The organism is Citrobacter sp. H12-3-2 (assembly GCF_009649895.1).
GTDB classification, from domain to species: Bacteria; Pseudomonadota; Gammaproteobacteria; order Enterobacterales; family Enterobacteriaceae; genus Citrobacter; species Citrobacter portucalensis.
In genome coordinates, this window is sequence record NZ_CP045837.1 from 2,334,147 (window position 1) to 2,354,577 (window position 20,431).

24 protein-coding genes and 1 pseudogene are annotated in these 20,431 nt (G+C 48.1%); 14 read left to right on the forward strand and 11 right to left on the reverse strand.

Annotated elements, in window-relative coordinates; translation table 11 throughout:
• The gene (locus GHC22_RS11185) at nt 1–1,053 is read left to right on the forward strand and encodes an NAD(P)-dependent alcohol dehydrogenase (protein WP_032943579.1); all 1,053 of its coding nucleotides are present in this window, start codon (nt 1–3) and stop codon (nt 1,051–1,053) included.
• 38 nt (nt 1,054–1,091) lie between these two features.
• Here GHC22_RS11185 and GHC22_RS11190 read toward each other — a convergent pair whose 3' ends face one another.
• On the reverse strand, nt 1,092–2,123 hold the full coding sequence (locus GHC22_RS11190; RefSeq protein ID WP_003840804.1) for a mechanosensitive ion channel family protein: 1,032 nt from the start codon (nt 2,121–2,123) through the stop codon (nt 1,092–1,094).
• A 245-nt stretch (nt 2,124–2,368) separates the two neighbouring features.
• Here GHC22_RS11190 and GHC22_RS11195 point away from each other — a divergent pair, with 245 nt between their 5' ends.
• Nucleotides 2,369–2,629 (forward strand): DUF2534 family protein, encoded by a 261-nt coding sequence (locus GHC22_RS11195; RefSeq protein WP_003020403.1) that lies wholly within the window; start codon nt 2,369–2,371, stop codon nt 2,627–2,629.
• A gap of 48 nt (nt 2,630–2,677) precedes the next feature.
• Here the strand turns inward: GHC22_RS11195 and uspE are convergent, their stop codons facing one another.
• From uspE to ogt, 3 genes are all read right to left on the reverse strand, one after another.
• Nucleotides 2,678–3,628 carry a universal stress protein UspE gene (gene uspE, locus GHC22_RS11200; protein ID WP_003833229.1) on the reverse strand — a complete coding sequence of 317 codons (951 nt, stop codon included), beginning with the start codon at nt 3,626–3,628 and terminating at the stop codon, nt 2,678–2,680.
• 151 nt (nt 3,629–3,779) lie between these two features.
• Nucleotides 3,780–4,532 carry a fumarate/nitrate reduction transcriptional regulator Fnr gene (gene fnr / locus GHC22_RS11205; protein WP_003020397.1) on the reverse strand — a complete coding sequence of 251 codons (753 nt, stop codon included), beginning with the start codon at nt 4,530–4,532 and terminating at the stop codon, nt 3,780–3,782.
• 194 nt (nt 4,533–4,726) lie between these two features.
• Nucleotides 4,727–5,242 (reverse strand): methylated-DNA--[protein]-cysteine S-methyltransferase, encoded by a 516-nt coding sequence (ogt, locus tag GHC22_RS11210; protein ID WP_153752935.1) that lies wholly within the window; start codon nt 5,240–5,242, stop codon nt 4,727–4,729.
• Nucleotides 5,243–5,467: 225 nt separating this feature from the next.
• Here ogt and smrA point away from each other — a divergent pair, with 225 nt between their 5' ends.
• Nucleotides 5,468–6,031, forward strand: a complete 564-nt coding sequence (gene smrA / locus GHC22_RS11215; RefSeq protein WP_008784894.1) for a DNA endonuclease SmrA — start codon at nt 5,468–5,470, stop codon at nt 6,029–6,031.
• Nucleotides 6,032–6,043: 12 nt separating this feature from the next.
• Here smrA and GHC22_RS11220 read toward each other — a convergent pair whose 3' ends face one another.
• Together GHC22_RS11220 and GHC22_RS11225 are read right to left on the reverse strand one after the other, a co-directional pair.
• Nucleotides 6,044–7,276 carry a sensor domain-containing diguanylate cyclase gene (locus GHC22_RS11220; RefSeq protein ID WP_008784893.1) on the reverse strand — a complete coding sequence of 411 codons (1,233 nt, stop codon included), beginning with the start codon at nt 7,274–7,276 and terminating at the stop codon, nt 6,044–6,046.
• A gap of 67 nt (nt 7,277–7,343) precedes the next feature.
• Nucleotides 7,344–9,458: a bifunctional diguanylate cyclase/phosphodiesterase gene (locus tag GHC22_RS11225; protein WP_153753979.1), complete on the reverse strand. Its 2,115-nt coding sequence runs from the start codon at nt 9,456–9,458 to the stop codon at nt 7,344–7,346.
• Nucleotides 9,459–9,869: 411 nt separating this feature from the next.
• On the opposite strand from GHC22_RS11225, the gene GHC22_RS11230 reads away from it, so the two are divergent.
• The 4 genes from GHC22_RS11230 to dbpA all read left to right on the forward strand — a co-directional run bounded on the left by GHC22_RS11230 (nt 9,870) and on the right by dbpA (nt 13,962).
• The gene (locus GHC22_RS11230; protein WP_153752936.1) at nt 9,870–10,979 is read left to right on the forward strand and encodes a methyl-accepting chemotaxis protein; all 1,110 of its coding nucleotides are present in this window, start codon (nt 9,870–9,872) and stop codon (nt 10,977–10,979) included.
• 154 nt (nt 10,980–11,133) lie between these two features.
• Complete coding sequence (gene zntB, locus GHC22_RS11235) at nt 11,134–12,117, forward strand: zinc transporter ZntB (protein WP_003833215.1); 984 nt, start codon at nt 11,134–11,136, stop codon at nt 12,115–12,117.
• 275 nt (nt 12,118–12,392) lie between these two features.
• Entirely contained in the window at nt 12,393–12,560 is a 168-nt protein-coding gene (locus GHC22_RS24835) for a hypothetical protein (RefSeq protein WP_095533097.1), read from the forward strand.
• Between the two features lie 28 nt (nt 12,561–12,588).
• Nucleotides 12,589–13,962, forward strand: coding sequence for an ATP-dependent RNA helicase DbpA (gene dbpA, locus GHC22_RS11240; protein ID WP_008784890.1), 1,374 nt, complete (start codon nt 12,589–12,591; stop codon nt 13,960–13,962).
• Nucleotides 13,963–14,040: 78 nt separating this feature from the next.
• Here dbpA and ttcA read toward each other — a convergent pair whose 3' ends face one another.
• Together ttcA and GHC22_RS11250 are read right to left on the reverse strand one after the other, a co-directional pair.
• Nucleotides 14,041–14,976: a tRNA 2-thiocytidine(32) synthetase TtcA gene (ttcA, locus tag GHC22_RS11245; protein ID WP_032943567.1), complete on the reverse strand. Its 936-nt coding sequence runs from the start codon at nt 14,974–14,976 to the stop codon at nt 14,041–14,043.
• Between the two features lie 49 nt (nt 14,977–15,025).
• Nucleotides 15,026–15,589, reverse strand: a pseudogene (locus tag GHC22_RS11250) (site-specific integrase); the annotation flags it as partial.
• Between GHC22_RS11250 and GHC22_RS24885 the strand changes: the two are divergent.
• Nucleotides 15,569–15,814: a bacteriophage antitermination protein Q gene (locus GHC22_RS24885; protein ID WP_370458817.1), complete on the forward strand. Its 246-nt coding sequence runs from the start codon at nt 15,569–15,571 to the stop codon at nt 15,812–15,814. The pseudogene GHC22_RS11250 and the gene GHC22_RS24885 overlap by 21 nt on opposite strands.
• Nucleotides 15,815–15,874: 60 nt before the next feature.
• On the opposite strand, the gene GHC22_RS11255 is transcribed toward GHC22_RS24885, so the two are convergent.
• Nucleotides 15,875–16,144 carry a hypothetical protein gene (locus GHC22_RS11255; protein WP_153752937.1) on the reverse strand — a complete coding sequence of 90 codons (270 nt, stop codon included), beginning with the start codon at nt 16,142–16,144 and terminating at the stop codon, nt 15,875–15,877.
• Nucleotides 16,145–16,354: 210 nt separating this feature from the next.
• Between GHC22_RS11255 and GHC22_RS11260 the strand changes: the two genes are divergently transcribed.
• Nucleotides 16,355–16,924 carry a hypothetical protein gene (locus GHC22_RS11260; RefSeq protein ID WP_153752938.1) on the forward strand — a complete coding sequence of 190 codons (570 nt, stop codon included), beginning with the start codon at nt 16,355–16,357 and terminating at the stop codon, nt 16,922–16,924.
• On the opposite strand, the gene GHC22_RS24580 is transcribed toward GHC22_RS11260, so the two are convergent.
• Nucleotides 16,902–17,054 (reverse strand): hypothetical protein, encoded by a 153-nt coding sequence (locus tag GHC22_RS24580; protein WP_194841964.1) that lies wholly within the window; start codon nt 17,052–17,054, stop codon nt 16,902–16,904. The two genes, GHC22_RS11260 and GHC22_RS24580, sit on opposite strands and share 23 nt — an antisense overlap.
• A gap of 203 nt (nt 17,055–17,257) precedes the next feature.
• Between GHC22_RS24580 and GHC22_RS11265 the strand changes: the two genes are divergently transcribed.
• The 5 genes from GHC22_RS11265 to GHC22_RS11285 all read left to right on the forward strand — a co-directional run bounded on the left by GHC22_RS11265 (nt 17,258) and on the right by GHC22_RS11285 (nt 19,663).
• Nucleotides 17,258–17,656: a putative holin gene (locus GHC22_RS11265; protein ID WP_047416721.1), complete on the forward strand. Its 399-nt coding sequence runs from the start codon at nt 17,258–17,260 to the stop codon at nt 17,654–17,656.
• Nucleotides 17,653–17,874: a phage holin family protein gene (locus GHC22_RS11270; RefSeq protein WP_153752939.1), complete on the forward strand. Its 222-nt coding sequence runs from the start codon at nt 17,653–17,655 to the stop codon at nt 17,872–17,874. Before GHC22_RS11265 ends, GHC22_RS11270 begins: the two co-directional genes overlap by 4 nt.
• A gap of 50 nt (nt 17,875–17,924) precedes the next feature.
• Entirely contained in the window at nt 17,925–18,470 is a 546-nt protein-coding gene (locus GHC22_RS11275; protein ID WP_194841965.1) for a glycoside hydrolase family 108 protein, read from the forward strand.
• Nucleotides 18,467–18,739, forward strand: a complete 273-nt coding sequence (locus GHC22_RS11280) for a hypothetical protein (RefSeq protein ID WP_153752941.1) — start codon at nt 18,467–18,469, stop codon at nt 18,737–18,739. Before GHC22_RS11275 ends, GHC22_RS11280 begins: the two co-directional genes overlap by 4 nt.
• Before the next feature lie 432 nt (nt 18,740–19,171).
• On the forward strand, nt 19,172–19,663 hold the full coding sequence (locus tag GHC22_RS11285) for a hypothetical protein (RefSeq protein ID WP_153752943.1): 492 nt from the start codon (nt 19,172–19,174) through the stop codon (nt 19,661–19,663).
• Between the two features lie 150 nt (nt 19,664–19,813).
• On the opposite strand, the gene GHC22_RS11290 is transcribed toward GHC22_RS11285, so the two are convergent.
• Nucleotides 19,814–20,428: a lecithin retinol acyltransferase family protein gene (locus GHC22_RS11290; protein WP_153752945.1), complete on the reverse strand. Its 615-nt coding sequence runs from the start codon at nt 20,426–20,428 to the stop codon at nt 19,814–19,816.
• Nucleotides 20,429–20,431: the final 3 nt, after the last annotated feature.

A 20,431-nucleotide genomic window follows, 5' to 3' on the forward strand; every position in this document is an offset into this window, starting at 1 on the left:
ATGGTCATGAATGTGAAGGGTTATGCTGCTCTGGCGGTGAAAGAAGATTTAGTCCCCCATAATTTTGTTCGTCGCGATCCGCGTGAAGATGATGTGGTTATCGATATTTTATACAGCGGTGTATGCCACTCGGATATTCACAACGCCTACAACGATTGGGGCGGTGCTAAATATCCGATGGTACCAGGGCATGAGATCATTGGCCGCGTGGTGCATGTTGGTAAGTCGGTAACAAAATTCAAAGTGGGCGATCTCGCAGGGGTCGGCTGCATGGTTGATTCCTGTCAACACTGTAGCGCCTGCGAGCAGGGGCTAGAGCAGTATTGCGAAGAAGGTAACACGCTAACGTATAACGATATCGACCGTCATGACGGTCTGCCTACTTTCGGCGGCTATTCTGACAAAATTGTCGTTACCGAAAAGTTTGTGGTGAAGGTCCCTGAAGGGATCGATTTACGCGGTGCGGCGCCGCTGCTTTGCGCCGGGATCACAACATGGTCGCCTCTGCGCCACTGGCAGGTAGGCGAGGGCAGTAAAGTCGCGGTTGTCGGTCTGGGTGGACTCGGGCATATGGCAATCAAACTTGCAAATGCGCTGGGCGCGGAAGTTACGCTGTTTACGCGTTCACCGGGCAAAGAAGCTGATGCCAGACGTTTGGGTGCCAGTCACGTTGTGCTTTCCACTGACAGTGAACAGATGAAAGCGACAGCGAATCAGTTTGATCTGATTATCGATACTGTGCCCTACGTTCATGACCTGAACCCTTATATCCCAACCCTGGCGCTAAGCGGTACGCTGGTGCTGGTCGGTTATCTTGGTGCGTTGGATCCGTTTCTGAATACGGTTCCCCTGATCCTTGGGCGTAGGTCTGTGGCGGGTTCAGTTATCGGCGGCATTGCTGAAACGCAGGAGATGATGGATTTTTGCGGTCAGCATGGTATTACCGCCGATGTCGAAGTGATCGATATTCAGGATATTAATCGTGCTTGGCAGCGGATGTTGAAAAGCGATGTGAAATACCGCTTTGTAATTGATATTTCCTCATTGAAATAAGTACAAAAAAGACGCGGATTTCCGCGTCTTTTCTTTTGTTAGTGTGTCAATGGCGATGCTTCAGGATTATCCATATACAGCGTCTGGCTGGGGAATGCAAAGTCGGCGCCGTTTGCCTGGACTATCGTGATAATCTTTAAATAAACGTCTTGCTGTACCGCGAGCCATTCCTTCCAGACGGTGGTTTTCGTGAAGCAATACACCATGATATTCAACGATGAATCGGCAAATTCATTAAAATAGACCAACAGAGTTTGTTTCTGGTCTATTCCAGGATGGTTTTGCAGCATTTCTCTGACCGACTCGACAACGGCACCGACTTTATCGGCATCCTCATATCGTAACCCGATCACCGTTTTAATTCGCCGGTTGGTCATGCGCCCTGGGTTTTCTACGCTGATGGAGGAGAAAATCGAGTTTGGCACATACAACGGACGATGGTCGAAGGTGTTTATTTTAGTCATTCGCCAGCCAATTTCTGCTACCGTGCCTTCAATATTGCGGTCCGGGGAGCGGATCCAATCGCCTATGCTAAACGGTCTGTCGAAATAGAGCATAATGCCTGAGAAAAAGTTGCTCAGAATATCTTTCCCCGCCATACCCACTGCGATACCGCCAATACCGCCAAAGGTTAACAGGCCGGATAAGCTCATACCGAAGTGTTCGCCATACAGTAAAATGATGGCAACCACGATGGTAATCTTGATGATACGCGACAGGATCCTCGCGCTGGTGATATCTCTGCCTTTATTAATCTGCGTCTTTTCAAACTGATTAATCACCAGAAAAAGTTTGATGGTCAGGATCAACGCAATCAACGAGGTGCAGATAAAGTCGACCACGCTGGGGGAGATAAATTTCAGGCTGTAACTTTCGATAACGTTATTAGCAATGCTGCCAAACGTCCCAATGATAATGGCATAGACAAAAAATTGTGCGGCATGAAATATGAATCCTTTGCAGCGACGCTCTCCACGATGATACCAGACGCTCATCAGGACCAGCGCGGCACAGCAGCTAAGAATTACCGTCAAATTAAACGCATTATTCATAAACAGTTCAGCGATCATGATTCTTCCTGGCAACTCCGTGTTAGCTAAATATCATCTGACATCCTAATCCCCAGATATTTTACTCAGTTAAGGCGGTCAGATCATTAATCAAAAGGAGAGATAAATAATGCAATCAGCGCTATTTTCAGCGAAATAACGCTGACGTCAACCCTGTATGCGGTTTATGTAGCAGACAGTCAGTTGATGTCATGGTATTGTTAGCGCAAAGTAACAAGGTTTTTCATTTGCAAAAGGACAGTACTATGATCATGGCTAAGCTGAAAACAGCGAAGGGACGGAAGTTTCTGTTGTGCCTGCTTGGGGTGTTTATTATCGCAGCGTCGGTCGTGACGCGAGCGACGATCGGTGGCGTTATTGAACAGTATGACATTCCGCTATCCGACTGGACCGCTTCAATGTACGCCATTCAATCTGCAATGATTTGTGTCTACAGCATGGTGTTTACGATTCTGTTGGCTATCCCGCTTGGTATCTATTTCCTCGGCGGTGAGGAGCAACACTAGGCGTTTAAAATGCCGGATGATATCGCCATCCGGCATTTCATTGTGTGGTTAATCGTCTTCTTCGTCGTCCAGTTCAACTGGCGTCTGATATTCATCCGGCTTGATGACCAGCAGGTCACAGCGTAGATGATCGATAACCTGTTCCGCGGTATTACCAAGAAACGCAGCAGAAATACCGGTACGTCCGACGGTCCCCAATACCACAATACCCGCCTGCAAGTGCTCGGCTAAATCAGGAATGACCTCTTCAGGTAAGCCTTTTTCAACGTGCGTCACTTTCTCATCAATACTGAATTTCTGGCGTAGCGCCTTCATGGCCAGCAGATGCTGTCCACGGATTGCGTCGTTATAAACGCTGGGATCAAATTCAGGCAGTTCAATCGCGATGTTGATTGGTGTGACAGGGTAGGCGCCAACCAGATGCACTTCGGTATGGTTAACCTGTTCTGCAAGCTGTAGCGTCTCTTTGACCAGTTTTTCATTGAGCGCGTTGTGATAAGCCTCTTCACTGGCGAGGTTTACGGCAACCAGTGCTTTACCCCCTTCAGGCCATGGCTGGTCTTTCACCATCCATACCGGACTTGGACATTTACGCAATAAATGCCAGTCGGTTGGCGTAAATATTACGGCTTCGAGGCGGTCGTGTTGGTGCGCCATCTTGAGGACCAGGTCATGCCTGGCGCTGATGACTTCCTGGATGATGGCTTCAAAGGGTCGGTTATGCCAGACCACTTTAATCTCCAGAGGGATCCCTGCTTCGATGTAGTATTTCGCTTGTTCACGTATCCATGCAGTTCGCTGGCTGATGACCCCCTGACGCATTGCCGTACGCTCATCAGGCGACAGCAGGGTAGTCATTTCATAGGAAAAGTCATAGATCGGCAAAAAGGCTTTAATTTTGCCACCAATCCGTTGATGCAAATAAACAGCTCGCCGTAATGCTGGTTGATCGTCCTGGTTAGGGTCGATGACGACCAGCATATTTTTATACATAGCCATACAGGGTCTCCTTACAACTGTCATCGCAGTTTGTAACTAAAAGAGTAACCCAATAATGTGGTTTGAAACAGGGAATAACCTCCTGCCAGATCAATAAATCGGGAAAATTTAGCGATTTGACAGAAGGATAACAGAGAGGCTTGCGGAAAGATTACGCAACGTTACGCGTGTGGCCGGCAAGAACTGCCAGCGCGTCGCTGTTCTCAATAGTGATATATTTGCCTTTCACCGCCAGCATGCCGCTTTTCTGGAAACGACCCAACAGGCGGCTGATGGTTTCAACCGTCAGACCGAGGTAGTTACCAATGTCGCCACGGGTCATGGTCAGGCGGAATTCACGAGGCGAGAACCCACGCTGGGCGAAGCGACGAGACAGATTGTAGATAAAGGCCGCCAGGCGCTCTTCAGCGTTTTTCTTCGACAGCAACAGGATCATATCCTGGTCGCCTTTGATTTCGCCACTCATCAGACGCATCATCTGCTGACGCAGGTTCGGCATCTTACCAGACAGGTCATCAAGGGTTTCGAAAGGAATTTCGCATACCATTGAGGTTTCCAACGCCTGAGCAAAGCTCGGGTGATGGCCGCTGCCAATGGCGTCAAAACCTACCAGGTCACCCGCCAGATGGAAACCGGTAATTTGCTCATCGCCTTGTTCGGTAATGGTATAGCTTTTTATCGTTCCGGAGCGGATAGCGTAGAGTGATTTAAGCTCATCACCTGCTTTAAAGAGCGTCTGCCCTTTTTGGATAGGCTTTTTGCGCTCGATGATGTTATCGAGCTGGTCAAGCTCATGCTCGTTAAGTGTGAACGGGATGCAAAGCTGGCTGATGCTGCAATCCTGGCAATGGATAGCACAACCGCCAGACTGAATGCGCCGTATAATTCGCTTTTCCGGGATCATAGGTCTGCTCAAGCCGTAATTGATATTTGTCAATTTTAACATCTTTTTGGTGAGCACGTAAGCCTGAGCTACTCCCAATAGAGAATAATTCAGGCATAACTGGAGCGAATGTTTATATCTGCTTGATTAACCACACTTAATTTGGTGGCGCATTATGCGGAAGTGTGATGAATAAGGCATTAATTGCCTGGAATCTAGAGTAGCAAATAACCTTCGTGGCGCAATAACCACTCTTTTCGTTGTACACCGCCGGCATATCCGGTCATGGTGCCGTTACGTCCAATGACGCGATGACAGGGGACCACAATGCTTACTGGATTGGAGCCATTAGCTGCGCCGACCGCTCTTGCAGCGCCGGGGCGCCCCAACTGTTCGGCCAACTGACCATAATGCATGACCTGCCCGCAGGGGATAGTGCGTAATGCTTGCCAGACTTCACGCTGGAAAGGCGTCCCAGCGGTTGCCGTTTCCAGCGTGTCAATTATGCTGAGGTTTCCGGCAAAATACTCAGAGAGTTTGTCGCTTAATCCACCAGGATTTTTGGCGGTAATGCGCTGATAACCTTCTTTACGGTAATGAATATCAAGCAATTGTTCCATGCGATCGCTGTGCTGATCCCATTCCACTGCGCGCAGGCGAAATTGCTCATCACAAATAACCCACAGCGGGCCCAGCGGCGTGTCGATGGTGTCTTCCAGTAAGTTAAGCATCCGTTTCTCTCATTACAGCATTCAGGCGAGGCTACACATTATCACGCCAGTGACCGTCGCAGCTATACCCCTAAAAACGGATATCAACTTGTTGTGGGTAGATCGGTTCAGCGCGGAGGATCCGGTTAATTATTGGAAATATCCGTAAACCGTTACCGGTATAGTTGTCGGTATAATTGTGCGCGGTTATGATAATGCCCGTCGCAATACGCTGGAGGATGAAACATGAACCTTGATGATGCATCGCTGTTTCTTGACGCAATGGGGGATGTTCAACCGCTGAAACACCATGCCGATGTGCACTGGCAGCCCATGCGCAATCTTCGCACTCCGGCGCGTATCGATACGCTACAACTGGATAATTTTCTCTCGACGGGATTTCTCGATATTGTCCCGTTGAATGTGCCGCTCGAGTTTCGTCGCGAAGGTTTACAGAACGGCGTGACCGACAAGCTGCGAAACGGAAAATACCCGCAGCAGGCGAGCCTTAATCTTATTCGCCAACCTGTTGAAACATGTCGCCAGATGCTCTTTAGCTTTATTCTGCAGGCGCAGCAGGAAGGGTTGCGTAACGTGCTGGTGATACACGGCAAGGGACGTGACGATAACTCCCATGCCAATATTGTTCGCAGCTACGTGGCGCGCTGGTTGACGGAATTTGACGACGTGCAAGCATACTGCGCCGCACTGCCGCATCACGGCGGCAGCGGGGCATGTTATGTGGCATTGCGTAAAACCGCACAGGCAAAACAGGACAACTGGGAGCGTCACGCTAAACGTAGTCGCTGAACGACGTAAACATCAGGCGGCCAGCACTCTGTTCCTGCCTTCGTTCTTGGCTTTGTACAACGCGTCGTCAACGCGTTTGAATAACTCATCGATGCTTTCATTTGTTTCGTGCCGAGCTACGCCAATGCTGACGGTAAAGCGGGGAAGGCCAGGGAGAGTCACTTTGGCCACCGTCGCCCGTATCACTTCTGCGAGATTGAGGGCAATATCTAACGAGGTTCGCGGCAGCAGCAGCACAAATTCTTCACCTCCCCAGCGAAAAATCAGATCATCCTTTCTTGCACAGGATTCAAGTGTGCGTGCCAGAGCGCAAAGTACCTCATCACCTTTTAAATGACCAAAAAGATCGTTAATGCTTTTAAAGCGATCGGTGTCGATCAACAGCAGGCTGTAATCCTGTGTCAATGACATCGCGTGGGTCTGTTCCGGCTCGGTTACCTGATAAAAATGTCGGCGGTTAAGCAATCCCGTTAAGGCGTCACGCAGGGCCGCACGCTCAAGCTCCTGTTCCAGCCGTTTTTGCTCGGTAATATCATGAATAATGCACAGCATGAGCTTATTACCGTAGATTTCGATTGGCCCGGCGTAGGTTTGTACGTGACGGGATGTGCCGTCTGCCAGTTTATGCACAAAATGCAAAGGTTTATGGCCACCTGGAAGATGGGCGATTTCATGCATCACCGGGAGTATATGACGGCCCAGCGTATTGATTTCCCATGTATGTTTCTGACACATCGTATCATGGCTATAGCCATAAAAATTTAGCGCACTGAGATTTGCATCAACGATAAGCCCATCACGGGACGGATCGATAAGCAACATTGGGGCCGAGTTAGTCTGGAAAAAACGCGCGTAAAATCCCTGTTTTTTTCGCTGATAATTCGCTGAACGGCTCGCTTTCAGACCTTGCGAAGTCGGTGTTTCAATGCCTTCGAAAAGAATAACGTCACCTGATTCCGGCAGAGAGCGGATGGACAGGCGGCTGGCCATCGCGACGTCTTCACCTTCGCGGCAAACCGTAAGGATTTCTACAATGTCGTGATGATTTCTCAAATCGCTGAGATACATGGTTAAATCATTCTGGGCATGTGTTGAAAATATGCCCTTGCGGAGTAGAGAAAAGCAGGGGGCCTGCATCAGTTCCCGTGCAACGGTATTAGCGAACACCAGTTCTTCGGTATGCGGCGAAACAATCCACACCGGCAGGGTTAATAAATCCAGTGAATGCAGCTCGGTTGTGCTCATCGATAATCCCGTTATCTTTATCTGCTGTGTTGCCCGTTTAATGGCATCTGTTTTTTATATTACAGTCTCATAATGTTATTGATTGTTGAGGAGACAAAGACTGTACGATTCGCTGCTGCTTAATGTTACTTTCTGTTGGAATCAATTCATGGATCTGATGCGCAGGCAACGGTTTTGCAAACAAGAAACCTTGCAGCACGCCACATCCCATCTGGGTCAGGAGTATTTCCTGCTCCTGGGTCTCTATTCCTTCAGCCACTACTTGCATATTCATGGAGTGGGCTATGTCAATAATAGTAGACACAATCTTTGTATTTTTGCTGTTCTCGCTGATATCTTTAACAAATACTCTGTCAATTTTTAATTCCCGTGCCGGAAGAGACTTCAACATCAATATATTTGAATAACCGGTACCGAAATCATCAATAGAAACGGTGATCCCTAAAGCTGAAAATGCATTTAAGACTTCAGCGCTACGTTTTAAATTTTTAAGTGCTGTACTTTCAGTCAATTCCAGCGTGAGATATGCAGGTGATAGTTGATATTGTGCAAGGGCGCTGCAAACCACATCAACGATGTCATGTTGTTCAAACTGGGAAGGGGAAAGATTAACGGCGAGGGTCCATTCCGCATGGCCTTGTAACTTCCATTGATGTAACTGCTGGCATGCCTGCTGGATAACCCATTTCCCGACCGGAATGATAAGGCCTGTCTCTTCCAGCGCAGGCAGAAACTCTGCGGGTAACAGCATGCCGCGTTCCGGGTGATGCCAGCGTAATAACGCTTCAAAACCGGTCAGGGAATGATCCCCGGCGGTGTATTTGGGTTGGTACCAAAGCTCAAATTGATCGTGTTCCAGTGCTTGTGACAGTTCCTGTAAAAATGTCGGCGGTGTATCGGCGATAGCTTCCATTTCCGGGCTATAAATAGCCCAACCGTTTCTGCCAGCCTGTTTGACATGATACATCGCCATATCAGCCTTTACTTTTAACTCATGCAACGTGGAACCATGTTCAGGATAAATACTGCTTCCCGCACTTAACGAAACCCGAATGGTGTACCCAAACAGCGTGAAAGGATCACCAATCGCAGCGGCAATCCGGGTCAGCAGAGCGGTGATATCCTTTTTATTACAGTCAGGAACCAGAAGAATAAACTCATCTCCCCCCAGCCTCGCCAGCGTCATGTTGTCATCAAGGCAGCTGTAGATTCGCTGCGTACTGGCGATCAGCAACTGATCGCCGATGTGATGTCCCCAGGTATCGTTAACGACTTTGAAGCGATCGAGATCGATGAATACCAGAGCAAATTGATGCTGATGCAGTTTGGAATGCTGCAGACAGGCCTGTAAGCAGGCATCTATCTGTGTGCGATTGGCAAGTCCAGTAAGTGCGTCGAAGTGGACCTGATGCTCAAGCTGGCAGTTAAGTTGATGTAAGTTGTCAGCCAGTCGGGAGGTACGCAGTTGCGAATCCACCATCGACACCACCAGCATGATACCCAAAATAACCAGCGTGACGGCGCAGACCCAGACAGAGAGTTCCAGTGTGCTGAGCCCATTGTGTACAGTGTGTCCAAAATGGGTGAATGTTGCCGCTCCCATCCCGGTGTAATGCATAGAGGCAATCGCCAGCGCCATAATAAGGGCGGCGACAAGCCGATTGATCAGGGCTCGACGGGTATTTTGGCGTAAATGAAACGCCAGCCACAAACCTACACCAGATGCAACGATGGCAATCATCACTGAGAGCAGTATCAGCGAATGACTCCATAGGATGGCAACATGCTCAATGATGGCATACATGCCAACGTAGTGCATGGTGACGACACCGGCGCTTAATATTCCTGTGGCTACGACTAATCGTTTTGTTGAAAGCGTATTACCGGAAATGGCGATATTAATGGCGAGAGTTGCAGAAATGAGCGCAATAAAGAAAGAAAATGCCGTGAGCGAAAAATGGTAATTGATCGGCATACTCATTTTCATGGCCAGCATACCGATAAAATGCATTGACCAAATACCCATCCCTAGCGTAGCCCCGCCAGACAGGCGCCAGAAGGTTGATTCACGTCGATTGGAGATTGCCACCTTGCCCGCACTATCGAGAGCAATAAAAGAGGCAATAAACGCGACAACAAAGGAAATCCCAATCAATACAGGGTCCCACGACACGTTCAACATCATACTACCTATCGAAAAAAAGCCGTGGTAATAAATCTAGCAGGTTTTGTCCAGTTAACATGATAAAACCGGGAATGTTCTTATGTTTTTACACTGGTATTAGAGGAAACAGGAAGATAGTGAAAATAACGAGCCATTACTTATATAAACATTCACCAAATTTATAGTTCTGTGTGTTTTATGCTCTCCATGTGCTTGTCATCACAATAACCTGATGACTGGCACCATCACAGCCATTTGATGGAATAAAACACTGAACTAACAGGAATAAAAGGTGTAATTTCTTGCCTTAAGTAAAAGGATTGCAGGCTCTCATTGAAAGTTCAGCTTTCGTCGCAGAGCAATGGCATTCTGCATTGCAGGTGCTATAAAAAATAATATCTACATAATTTCTTAGTGCACAGGACTAAAATGTTAAATGATATTAGCGTCAGAACCTTTATTATTTTATTTCTGCTCATTTCGGCAGTTGCTCTCAATATTGTTGAGATGATTTTCTCGGCCGCGCCGGAAATTATAATTGGTACAAATGTGGTAAACGTTATTTCTATATTATGCTTATGGTGGTATATGACGAAATACCTGGTCATGCCGATCAATACGGTAAAAAGGAGCATTGAGGAAGTGACGTCAGGGAATCTGGCGATCAGTATTCCTGAGTTTGGTAATAATTGTGCGGGTAGACTAATACCGGGCATCAATAGTTTATCGAGTAATATTTCAACACTCGTTAATGAGATCAGAACATCTTCACAAACGGCGATGGCGCTCTCTGAACAGCTTGCGGAACGCAGCGCCGAGCTTTCAGTGAAAACGGAACAACAATCCGGAGCATTGATGCAGACGGCTGCTAATATGGATGAAATAGCCGTTAATACGCGAAATAATGCTGACAACACGCAGATCGCCAGCGTCCAGGCAACAGTTGCCACGCAATGTGCCATTCAGGGTGGCGAATTAATGGTGCAGGTTGCGACAAATATGCGTTCAATCACCGAATGTGCACAGCAGATGACGGAAATTATTACGCTAATTGATGGTATCGCATTCCAGACAAATATTCTGGCATTGAATGCTGCCGTGGAAGCGGCGAGGGCCGGTGAACATGGCAAAGGTTTTTCCGTGGTGGCCGGTGAGGTCAGAATGCTTGCACACCGTAGTGCGGATGCTGCTAAGAATATTAAGCAGCTGATTGCGCAAACCCATCAAAATGTTCAGCAAGGTGCAGCTATTGTGCGTGAAGCAGAAAAAAATATGCATGATATTGTCGGTGGTGCCGGTCAATTAAACCAACTGATGGGCGAGATATTAACCGCTACACAGGAACAGGAGAAAGGAATTATCAGAATTACTCATGCACTGGCCGAACTGGAGAATGTAACCCAAAGTAATGCCATTATGGTTGATGAGCTTTCTGATTCCTCGGGTATCCTGAAAAACCAGGTGATTGATCTCCAGTCGCGGACACATAAATTTCGCTTAAGTAACACTCTTGAGTCAGCGAGATGGCAGCGGGCTTAACCGGGTATCTCGAAGCAAGCGTCGTATTCGTCAGAGCTTTTCCTGTTATCAGAGACTTTTATGAATCATTTCAGCACAATGGGACAATGAGATATTGCTTAACATATTCTGACAGCTAGACTAACGAAAAAGGCTGAATGTTTGTGGAGGCGCTGTGGAAGCCATTAAGGGAACTGATGTTAATGTGCCGGATGCCGTGTTTGCCTGGCTGTTGGATGGTCGAGGTGGAGTAAAACCGCTGAGCGATAATGATGTAATTGATAGTCAGCATCCCTGCTGGCTACACCTTAATTACACTCATCCTGAAAGTGCCCAATGGTTGGCGACAACACCTCTTCTTCCCAACAATGTGCGTGATGCGCTGGCAGGCGAAAGTACACGCCCACGCGTCAGTAGAGTCGGGGAAGGTACCTTGATCACGTTGCGCTGCATTAACGGCAGCACCGACGAGCGTCCTGACCAACTTGTGGCGATGCGTTTATATATGGATGAACGTCTGATTGTCTCAACCCGTCAGCGCAAAGTGCTGGCGCTGGATGATGTGGTCAGCGATCTCCAGGAAGGGACGGGACCGGCTGATTGTGGCAGTTGGCTGGTGGATGTTTGTGATGCGCTAACCGACCATGCCAGCGAATTTATCGAACAGCTGCACGACAAGATTATCGATCTGGAAGATAACCTGCTCGATCAGCAGATCCCACCGCGTGGTTTTTTGGCTTTACTGCGTAAGCAGCTAATTGTGATGCGCCGTTATATGGCACCACAGCGTGATGTCTATGCCCGTCTGGCGAGTGAACGTTTACCCTGGATGACCGACGACCATCGGAGACGGATGCAGGATATCGCTGACAGGCTGGGGAGAGGGCTGGATGAAATAGACGCCTGTATTGCCCGGACCGGTATTATGGCGGATGAAATTGCGCAGGTGATGCAGGAGTCTCTGGCTCGCCGAACGTATACAATGTCATTGATGGCAATGGTTTTTCTTCCCAGCACATTTTTAACCGGGCTTTTCGGCGTTAACCTCGGCGGTATCCCCGGCGGTGGTTGGCAGTTTGGTTTCTCACTTTTTTGTATTCTGTTAGTGGTCCTGATTGGTGGTGTTACTTTATGGTTGCATCGTAGTAAATGGTTGTAACAGCAACGTTTTTTAGTGGCTTTTGCGCATGAAAACGTCCTGATTTTTGAGCGAAGTCAATAAACCATCTACCTATTCGGGGCAATATCTCTCTCGCAGGTGAATGCAACGTCAAGCGATGGGCGTTGCGCTCCATATTGTCTTACTTCCTTTTTTGAATTACTGCATAGCACAATTGATTCGTACGACGCCGACTTAGATTAGTCGGCTTTTTTTTGCCTGCAGGAAATCAGCGTCTACCCTAAAAGAGTCAACCTGAATGACTGGAGGGGTATATGACCTGTCTGATTGCAACGTCGAACACTGATTCGCTACCGACCGATCCGGTTCCCATTCCCGATCCCATACCTCGTCCGCAGCCCATGCCGGATCCGCCGCCGGATGAAGAACCGATTAAATTGTCGCATCACGGGCACAGATCTGCGAGGATACGCGCCTGCTGAATGTGAGTTTTTACCGCGAGATTAAATTGTGACCGCTTTTTCAACCCTGAATGTTTTACCTGCTGCTCAACTCGAGAATCTTAACGAGCTGGGCTATCTTGAAATGACGCCTGTTCAGGCTGCTGCGTTACCGGCAATCCTGGCGGGTAAAGATGTTCGCGTGCAGGCTAAAACCGGCAGTGGCAAAACGGCTGCTTTTGGTCTTGGGTTATTACAGCATATTGATGCCGCGCTGTTTCAGACGCAGTCTCTGGTGTTGTGCCCAACGCGCGAGCTTGCCGACCAGGTGGCGGGTGAACTGCGTCGTTTAGCGCGCTTCCTGCCAAACACCAAGATCTTAACGTTGTGCGGTGGGCAACCCTTTGGCGCACAGCGTGACTCCCTGCAACATGCACCACATATTATTGTTGCCACACCGGGTCGTTTACTTGACCACCTGCAAAAAGGCACCGTTTCTCTGGATGCCCTGAATACGCTGGTTATGGATGAAGCCGACCGCATGCTGGATATGGGCTTTAGCGATGCGATTGATGATGTCATTCGCTTTGCGCCTGCGTCACGTCAGACTTTGCTGTTTTCCGCAACCTGGCCGGAAGCCATTGCTGCTATCAGTGGCCGGGTACAGCAAAATCCATTAACGATTGAAATTGATACGGTCGATGCGTTACCGGCGATTGAACAGCAGTTTTTCGAAACCTCCAGCCACGGAAAAATTCCGCTGCTGCAAAAGCTACTCAGCCAGCATCAACCCGCATCGTGCGTGGTTTTTTGTAACACCAAAAAAGATTGTCAGGCCGTTTGTGATGCACTGAATGCGGCAGGGCAAAGCGCACTGTCATTACATGGCGACCTGGAACAGCGCGATCGCGATCAGACGCTGGTTCGTTTTGCCAACGGTAGCGCGCGCGTCCTGGTCGCAACCGATGTGGCCGCACGTGGCCTGGATATCAAATCACTTGAGCTGGTAGTTAACTTCGAACTGGCGTGGGATCCGGAAGTACACGTCCATCGTATCGGACGTACCGCGCGTGCCGGCAACAGCGGTCTGGCGATTAGCTTCTGTGCGCCGGAAGAAGCGCAGCGTGCCAACATTCTTTCTGAAATGCTGCAACTGAAGCTGAACTGGCTAACTGCGCCAGCTAACGGCTCAATCCTGCCGCTGGAAGCAGAGATGGCGACGTTATGCATTGATGGCGGTAAAAAAGCGAAAATGCGCCCTGGTGATGTTCTGGGGGCTCTGACCGGTGATATTGGTCTGGATGGCGCTGATATCGGCAAAATTGCCGTTCATCCGGCACACGTCTATGTCGCCGTTCGCCAGAACATAGCGCACAAGGCGTGGAAACAATTGCAAAACGGTAAGATCAAAGGCAAGACTTGCCGGGTCCGGTTATTGAAATAACTACCCGTTGGGGCGCCTGATGGCGCTCCGCTTATCAGGCCTACAGGCGCTTATGCACGTTGTAGGCCTGACAGACGCTTACTTCACTTCCACCACGTTCAGGCGTAACTCATCCAGTTGAGCATCATCTTCTTCTGGCTGCCAGCCCGCAGGTTGCAGCGGGATCTCTTCACGATCGAACGCTAAATCCCCGCCGTCCACAACCTCTGAACCGTGCTTAATGCCTTTAAAATCGAACAGATTGATATCGCTCAGATGTGAAGGTACAACGTTTTGCATCGCACTGAACATGGTTTCAATGCGGCCTGGATAGCGTTTGTCCCAGTCACGCAGCATGTCAGCAATGACCTGACGCTGCAGGTTAGGCTGTGAGCCGCACAGATTGCACGGAATAATCGGGAAACCTTTCGCTTCGGAGAAACGTTCGATATCTTTCTCACGGCAGTAAGCCAGTGGGCGGATCACGATGTGCTTACCGTCATCACTCATCAGCTTCGGCGGCATGCCTTTCATTTTCCCGCCGTAGAACATGTTTAAAAACAGCGTTTGCAGGATATCGTCGCGATGGTGGCCGAGCGCAATCTTGGTGGCTCCTAATTCGGTTGCCGTACGGTACAGAATGCCGCGACGCAGGCGAGAGCAGAGCGAGCAGGTCGTTTTGCCTTCAGGGATTTTGTCTTTGACGATCCCGTAAGTGTTTTCTTCGACGATCTTGTACTCAACGCCCAGCTGTTCCAGATACTCTGGCAGAATGTGCTCCGGGAAACCGGGTTGTTTTTGATCGAGGTTAACCGCAACTAAGGAAAAACTGATCGGGGCGCTTTGCTGCAAATTACGCAGGATCTCCAGCATGGTATAGCTGTCTTTCCCGCCGGAAAGGCACACCATAATGCGATCGCCGTCTTCGATCATATTGAAATCGGCAATGGCTTCGCCCACGTTACGACGCAGACGTTTTTGCAGTTTGTTCAGGTTGTATTGTTCTTTCTTTGTAACTTGTTGATTATCTTGCATTCTTACCGTTCTCAAAAACCAAAAGGGGCATATAATGGGCAAACTTCAATCACAGGGCTAGTTGGCTATTCAACATTGCAACCCGATCGTCATTCATTTCTTCAATCCATGTACTGTAGACGTCGTACACTATTTGCGCGTTTTCATGCCCCATCTGATTAGCTATAAATGATGGGTTCGCTCCAGCCGATTACAGCCAGCAGGCAAAAGTATGCCGCGTATGGTACGGATTACGGCGACGAATGCCAGCACGTTTTACAGCAGAGTCCCAGCGAGCTGCAATACTGCCCAGTGAGTAGTGTGCTTTTTGGGTTCCGTTTCGTACCCGCGGCATAAAAACGAAATGGACGTTCTGCTTCTCAGTCAACCCGTATTCAAGGTGATGGAAAGTAATCTCCGTTTTCAGGAAACGACCAGTCAGTTCGTGCTGGGCTAATAGCGCGCTAATTGCTGGTTGAAGCAGTGTGACAGTTCTGAACCCCGCATCCGTTTTAGGTGGGCCAAACATACCCAGGGTATTGAGGTTCCTTTTTACACTTACGGTACCGCCTGCCAGATCAATATCTTCCCAGGCGAGCGCGGCAAGCTCACCATGCCTCAGTCCGGAATAGATATCCGTGGTATCGAACACTATAGAGGCGTTGAACTGGCGGAACTGGCTGGAGTCGAAGAGAAAAACTGGCACAAGACATTTGGTGACCACTGGCAGGCTATGCACACGGTTTTTGAATCGCTTGATAGAAATGCTTTGCTCAAGGTTTCGCGATCACGTTCACAACAAAAGACGACTAATTTTGAACAAAGTATTGCAAAAGTAGAGAAAATAGCGCACATTTAAGTCTGATTTGATATTGTGTTACATCTATAAATAAAACCACGCACTGCGTGGTTTTATTGTTTATGAATTCGTTTTAGAAAGACGTATGATGTAATCCCCGTCCTTAAGCAGATACAGGCCATGCGCTGATGACATCTCGCTGATCAATACGCTGACCTGTGCAATAAAACCATCGTGAAGTGTATAAACATTATTGGTATCCTCTAACACTACAATCTGAAGGCCGTTGCTATTCCCCACTTGAGTGTAAAAAATATCATGCTCTCGAAACAAGCTTTCATACTCTTGCATGACATTAAAGGGTCCAGTCAATCCGAACTGATGGCTCATATTATCTCCGTTTGTTTTCCAAAGTTAACGGCAAAACATCAATTACCGTATGGAACATGTTCATGTAGTTCAGATGAAAGAGCAACCATCTTTTGGATGGAATGGCCCTTTTATAAGATAGCATCAGAAAACTTACCCCTTTTATCTAATTGCTTCGATAGCTAATTGTATTGTCAGTAAATTATCAGTGAATTTAGGGAGATAAAATCAATGGATGAAAACCCGGTTGAATACTTTTTCAATGCTGACGATGACTTGGTTGATTATCTTGAAAGGCAGGGTGAAGATGCGATACGAGAGATTCAGGCCTCAAATAAAACAAATATCGAAAATGGTTACAAGCTTCTAAGTATCCAGATTGTAGGTATTGGATCTTCATTTCTGCTTCTTACGCAGAAGACGGATTTTGATTTTCTTGCTTTCGGGATTGCAACCTTCACGGTCCTCTGGACCTGGTGTGCTATTTATCTAGTTCACACAGGACTGTCAGTAAAGATGAGGGCAATGATTAGTGCTCCACCACATACTCTTTATACCCGAGCCTTTAAAAACATGAAGCCAGAAACATACGTGATATTCCGTAATGCAGGATATCAAGGCGATGATAACAAGCTGCAAATTATCAGGCGTTATCGACTAGTTAATCTCACTGACACTGCAAAAGAACTGTTAGTACAAAATGAAAAGCTGAGGACATGCCTTGAAAAAGCGAGGATGTATACGATCCTTGCTCCAGTAGTTGCTATGTTAGCTTCCGCTATTTCTTTTTGTATTCTCTGATTGAATCAGCAGAATCACCTATAAAGACACGTTGAGTGGCAAAATCTGAAGTGCTTTGTGCAGGCACCGGCTTCTGCTCAACCGGTTGCTGTGATTTGCTGCCACCCTGTTTTTGCTTTTCTTCTGACATAAAAAACTCCGTTTTTAAATGGTTACTTTTGGCTGTTTAACAGTATCAAAAGCGGATAAATACTGCCAGTCACACAACTAATAGCACCATATGGACCCTAGCATACGCCGGTTTTTTTAATTCAGGCTCACGGGAATCATCCGCCACGGGCTTTGTTGATAAATCCAGCCCGAGAAGCCTGACCCTCTACACACGGAATAACTATGTCTGAGCCAATCACAATTGCCAGTGGGGTGACCTCCGCTACGGTAGGGATCACTTTCGCCACTATGTTCCCGGAGGCGACGCCTGGCGTAATGTTATGTGCGCTTGCCGGGTCGGCAATGTATGTGCTGACCTCAGAGCCTCATCAACTCTGGAAGCAGATGCTCTTTGCGGTCATCTCGTTCATGGGCGGCGTGTTCTTCTCCGTTCCCATGGCCAAGATTCTCGCCGGGGTAATTAACACTGCTCTTGGGCTGCTGCAGCCGCCGGTCAGTATCGAAGTCTCACCGAATGTCGGTGCGCTGGTATCCGCTTCCATTTCCGTCGCAGTCCTGCTTCGAATCGTCGCCAAATCTCGGCGCGGCAAGATGCCCGGACTGGAGGAGGAAGGGAAATGACATGGCATTCCGTCATCCTGGACGCGAACGCGATCATCTGTATGGCGATCGTGATGCGTCTGATGTTCTTCAGTAAAGCCGGGAAGACACACCGACCCGGTTACGCGTGGATGGCTTACCTGCTGATCCTGTCGGCTGGCTTCACCGCTTTCCGTATCCTTCTCGGCCATTACAGCAACGTTGACCCGGGTGAGCTATTCCTCAACCTGGCAATCTGAATTGCTGTCTGGCGAGCCAAAGGCAACCTGGCAAAAGTTGTAAGGGCTGAATGATGACCAAAGACGATATCTTCAACAGCATCCTCGGCAAAGAAGGTGGTTACGTTAATCACCCGAACGACAAAGGTGGTCCGACGAACTGGGGAATTACCCAGGTAACGGCGCGTGCCCATGGCTATACCGGTGATATGCGTAACCTGACACGCCAGCAAGCTCTGGAAATCCTTGAGGCTGATTATTGGTATGGGCCACGCTTCGACCAAGTGGCTACCGCCTCCCCATCTATAGCTGCTGAACTTTGCGACACCGGAGTGAACATGGGGCCATCAGTTCAGGTGAAATGGTTCCAGCGCTGGCTGAACGTATTCAACAATCAGCAGCAGCTCTATCCCGACTTAATTGCCGACGGTCAGATTGGCCCTCGTAGCATCGGCGCCCTGAAATCATTCCTGGCTAAACGCGGTAGCGAAGGGGAATCAGTATTGCTCTTTGCACTGAATTGCAGCCAAGGGCAGCGCTATCTCGAGCTGGCAGAGCAGCGTCCGGCTAACGAGTCATTTGTGTATGGCTGGGTACGGGAGCGTGTGAGCCTATGACCAAACTCAAAGCAATACTGGCAGCAATCGGGTTTGCGATCCTGATGGTGCTCGGTGCTTTCGGTCTGGGCAGCATGCGGGGCCGGGAGAAGGCCGAAGCCAAAGCGGATAAGCAGCGTACCGACGATAACGCAGCCGCCACCAAGGCAGCCGCTGAACGCCGCGTCGAAGTAACCAAAGAGGCCAGCAATTTACAGCAGACTGTTAGCCACATGCCTGATGACGATCTTGATCGCGAGCTACGCAGAAACTGGACCCGAAAAGGTTGAGGTCATCGATACTGGTTGCGACTGGGTAAAGCCAATTTATCTCACCGACAACGATATCACCGTTATGAACGCGCGGACCAAACGTGATGTGCTGATTCATAACAAAGCGTGGCAGACGAACTGCCAGAATGAGCAGAGAATAAAGCTGTAAAGCAAGTAGACCTCAGTAGCCGAAAGGCGTTAATCGCAGGAGAGCAACCTGCACCCGAGTTTCTCGTCGTGAGCCAGCTTCGCATTTGGTTAGGGTTAATGAATCGAAGTAGCTCCGGGGAAGCATCGGGAAGTCAATCCAGAACGGGTTATGGGCGGTCACAGGGCGACAGCACCTCAAAAGCTAAACGCGGTTATATCGAGGGTATGGCATTCATAACTCTAGTAAATTGGTTTACAACTACGATATCTTACAACCTCTCACTTAATAAGGAGGTTTGTATGACAGATTATTTTTCTGGCCTAGGGAGTAACTCGCTCTTTCAGAATCGTAGTTATGCAGTCATGAAAAAAAATGATGTGTATGTCGCAGTTCATGATGTGTATAACAATTTATTCTTAGGTGCATATAACGAACAATACCAGGATTTTTTAGCTCAAGGTTTTACTCCTTGGAGAACTTACTGGGCAATCGACTCAAAGTCTGCCATAGAGATGGCTAAAGAATTTGACAATCAAGAGATAATTCGACTTCAGAGTGAAATTCAGAACCTTCAATCACAGATCACGCAACTTCAGCAATCGAGAAAAAACGATATCGACTTCAATAATCTTGATCCGTTGACGGTGCTTGGTTTTAAGAGTGGCGAAACGCCAACTCCAGAACAACTTAAAACAAAGAAAATCAAATTTTCGGCTGCCCTTCATTCAGATAAAGGTGGGAGCGATTTTTTAATGAAGCTCGTTAACACCGCACTCAATAAGCTAAAGTAATCCACTTACAGGCAATATTAGCAAGCCGCCTACGGGCGGTTTTTTTATTGCCATCAGCATGGGCAGGCCAATGTAATGGCGATTTCGGAAGGGATAAGCACCTGAATATCCTTTCCAGGCGGATAAAAAGCCTTCTGCTTAGTTATGACCTTACGTCATAAGATTATGAATACTTCTCGAGTGTTCTCCGACGTTATCGATCTTCCTGTTTATACTTTCAAGGTACTTCCATAGAGCAGTTTGCTCGCTTTCAGCTACTCCTGTTTTGCAAAAAACGGCGAAATGCTCACAGTTATTCAACATGAAATTATATTTTTGCTCTCCACATCTGGATCTCGCTCTTTCAACTACTTGGTCGGGTGTCGCAAGTTGATATCTGAACGAATTTAATTTTGCAGCAACCTTGGCGGCAGACATTGGAATGCTCAAAAATCCAGGGAGCAGCCATTTAAGAGGGCTGATAGGAAGTTGTTTGGTTACATGGTTTGACGACTTTACTCCTTGAGAGTATTTTTTTTGAGCGTGATATTCAGAAGGGAATTCGACTATTTCAAAATGGTTATTTCTCTTCAAGAAACCTTCAAAGTCAGTTGGTTGTATTTTCATGCTATCACCGCCCGCATCGCTTTTTGGTGACGTGTAATGAATGACCTCATTCGGTGATACAAAGACAGCCCAATGCCAAAAGGTAAGTTTGACATTCATTATATCTTCTGTGCGTTTGGTCCGAATTATGTCGCCACGAACTGGGATTTGTAATTTCATACT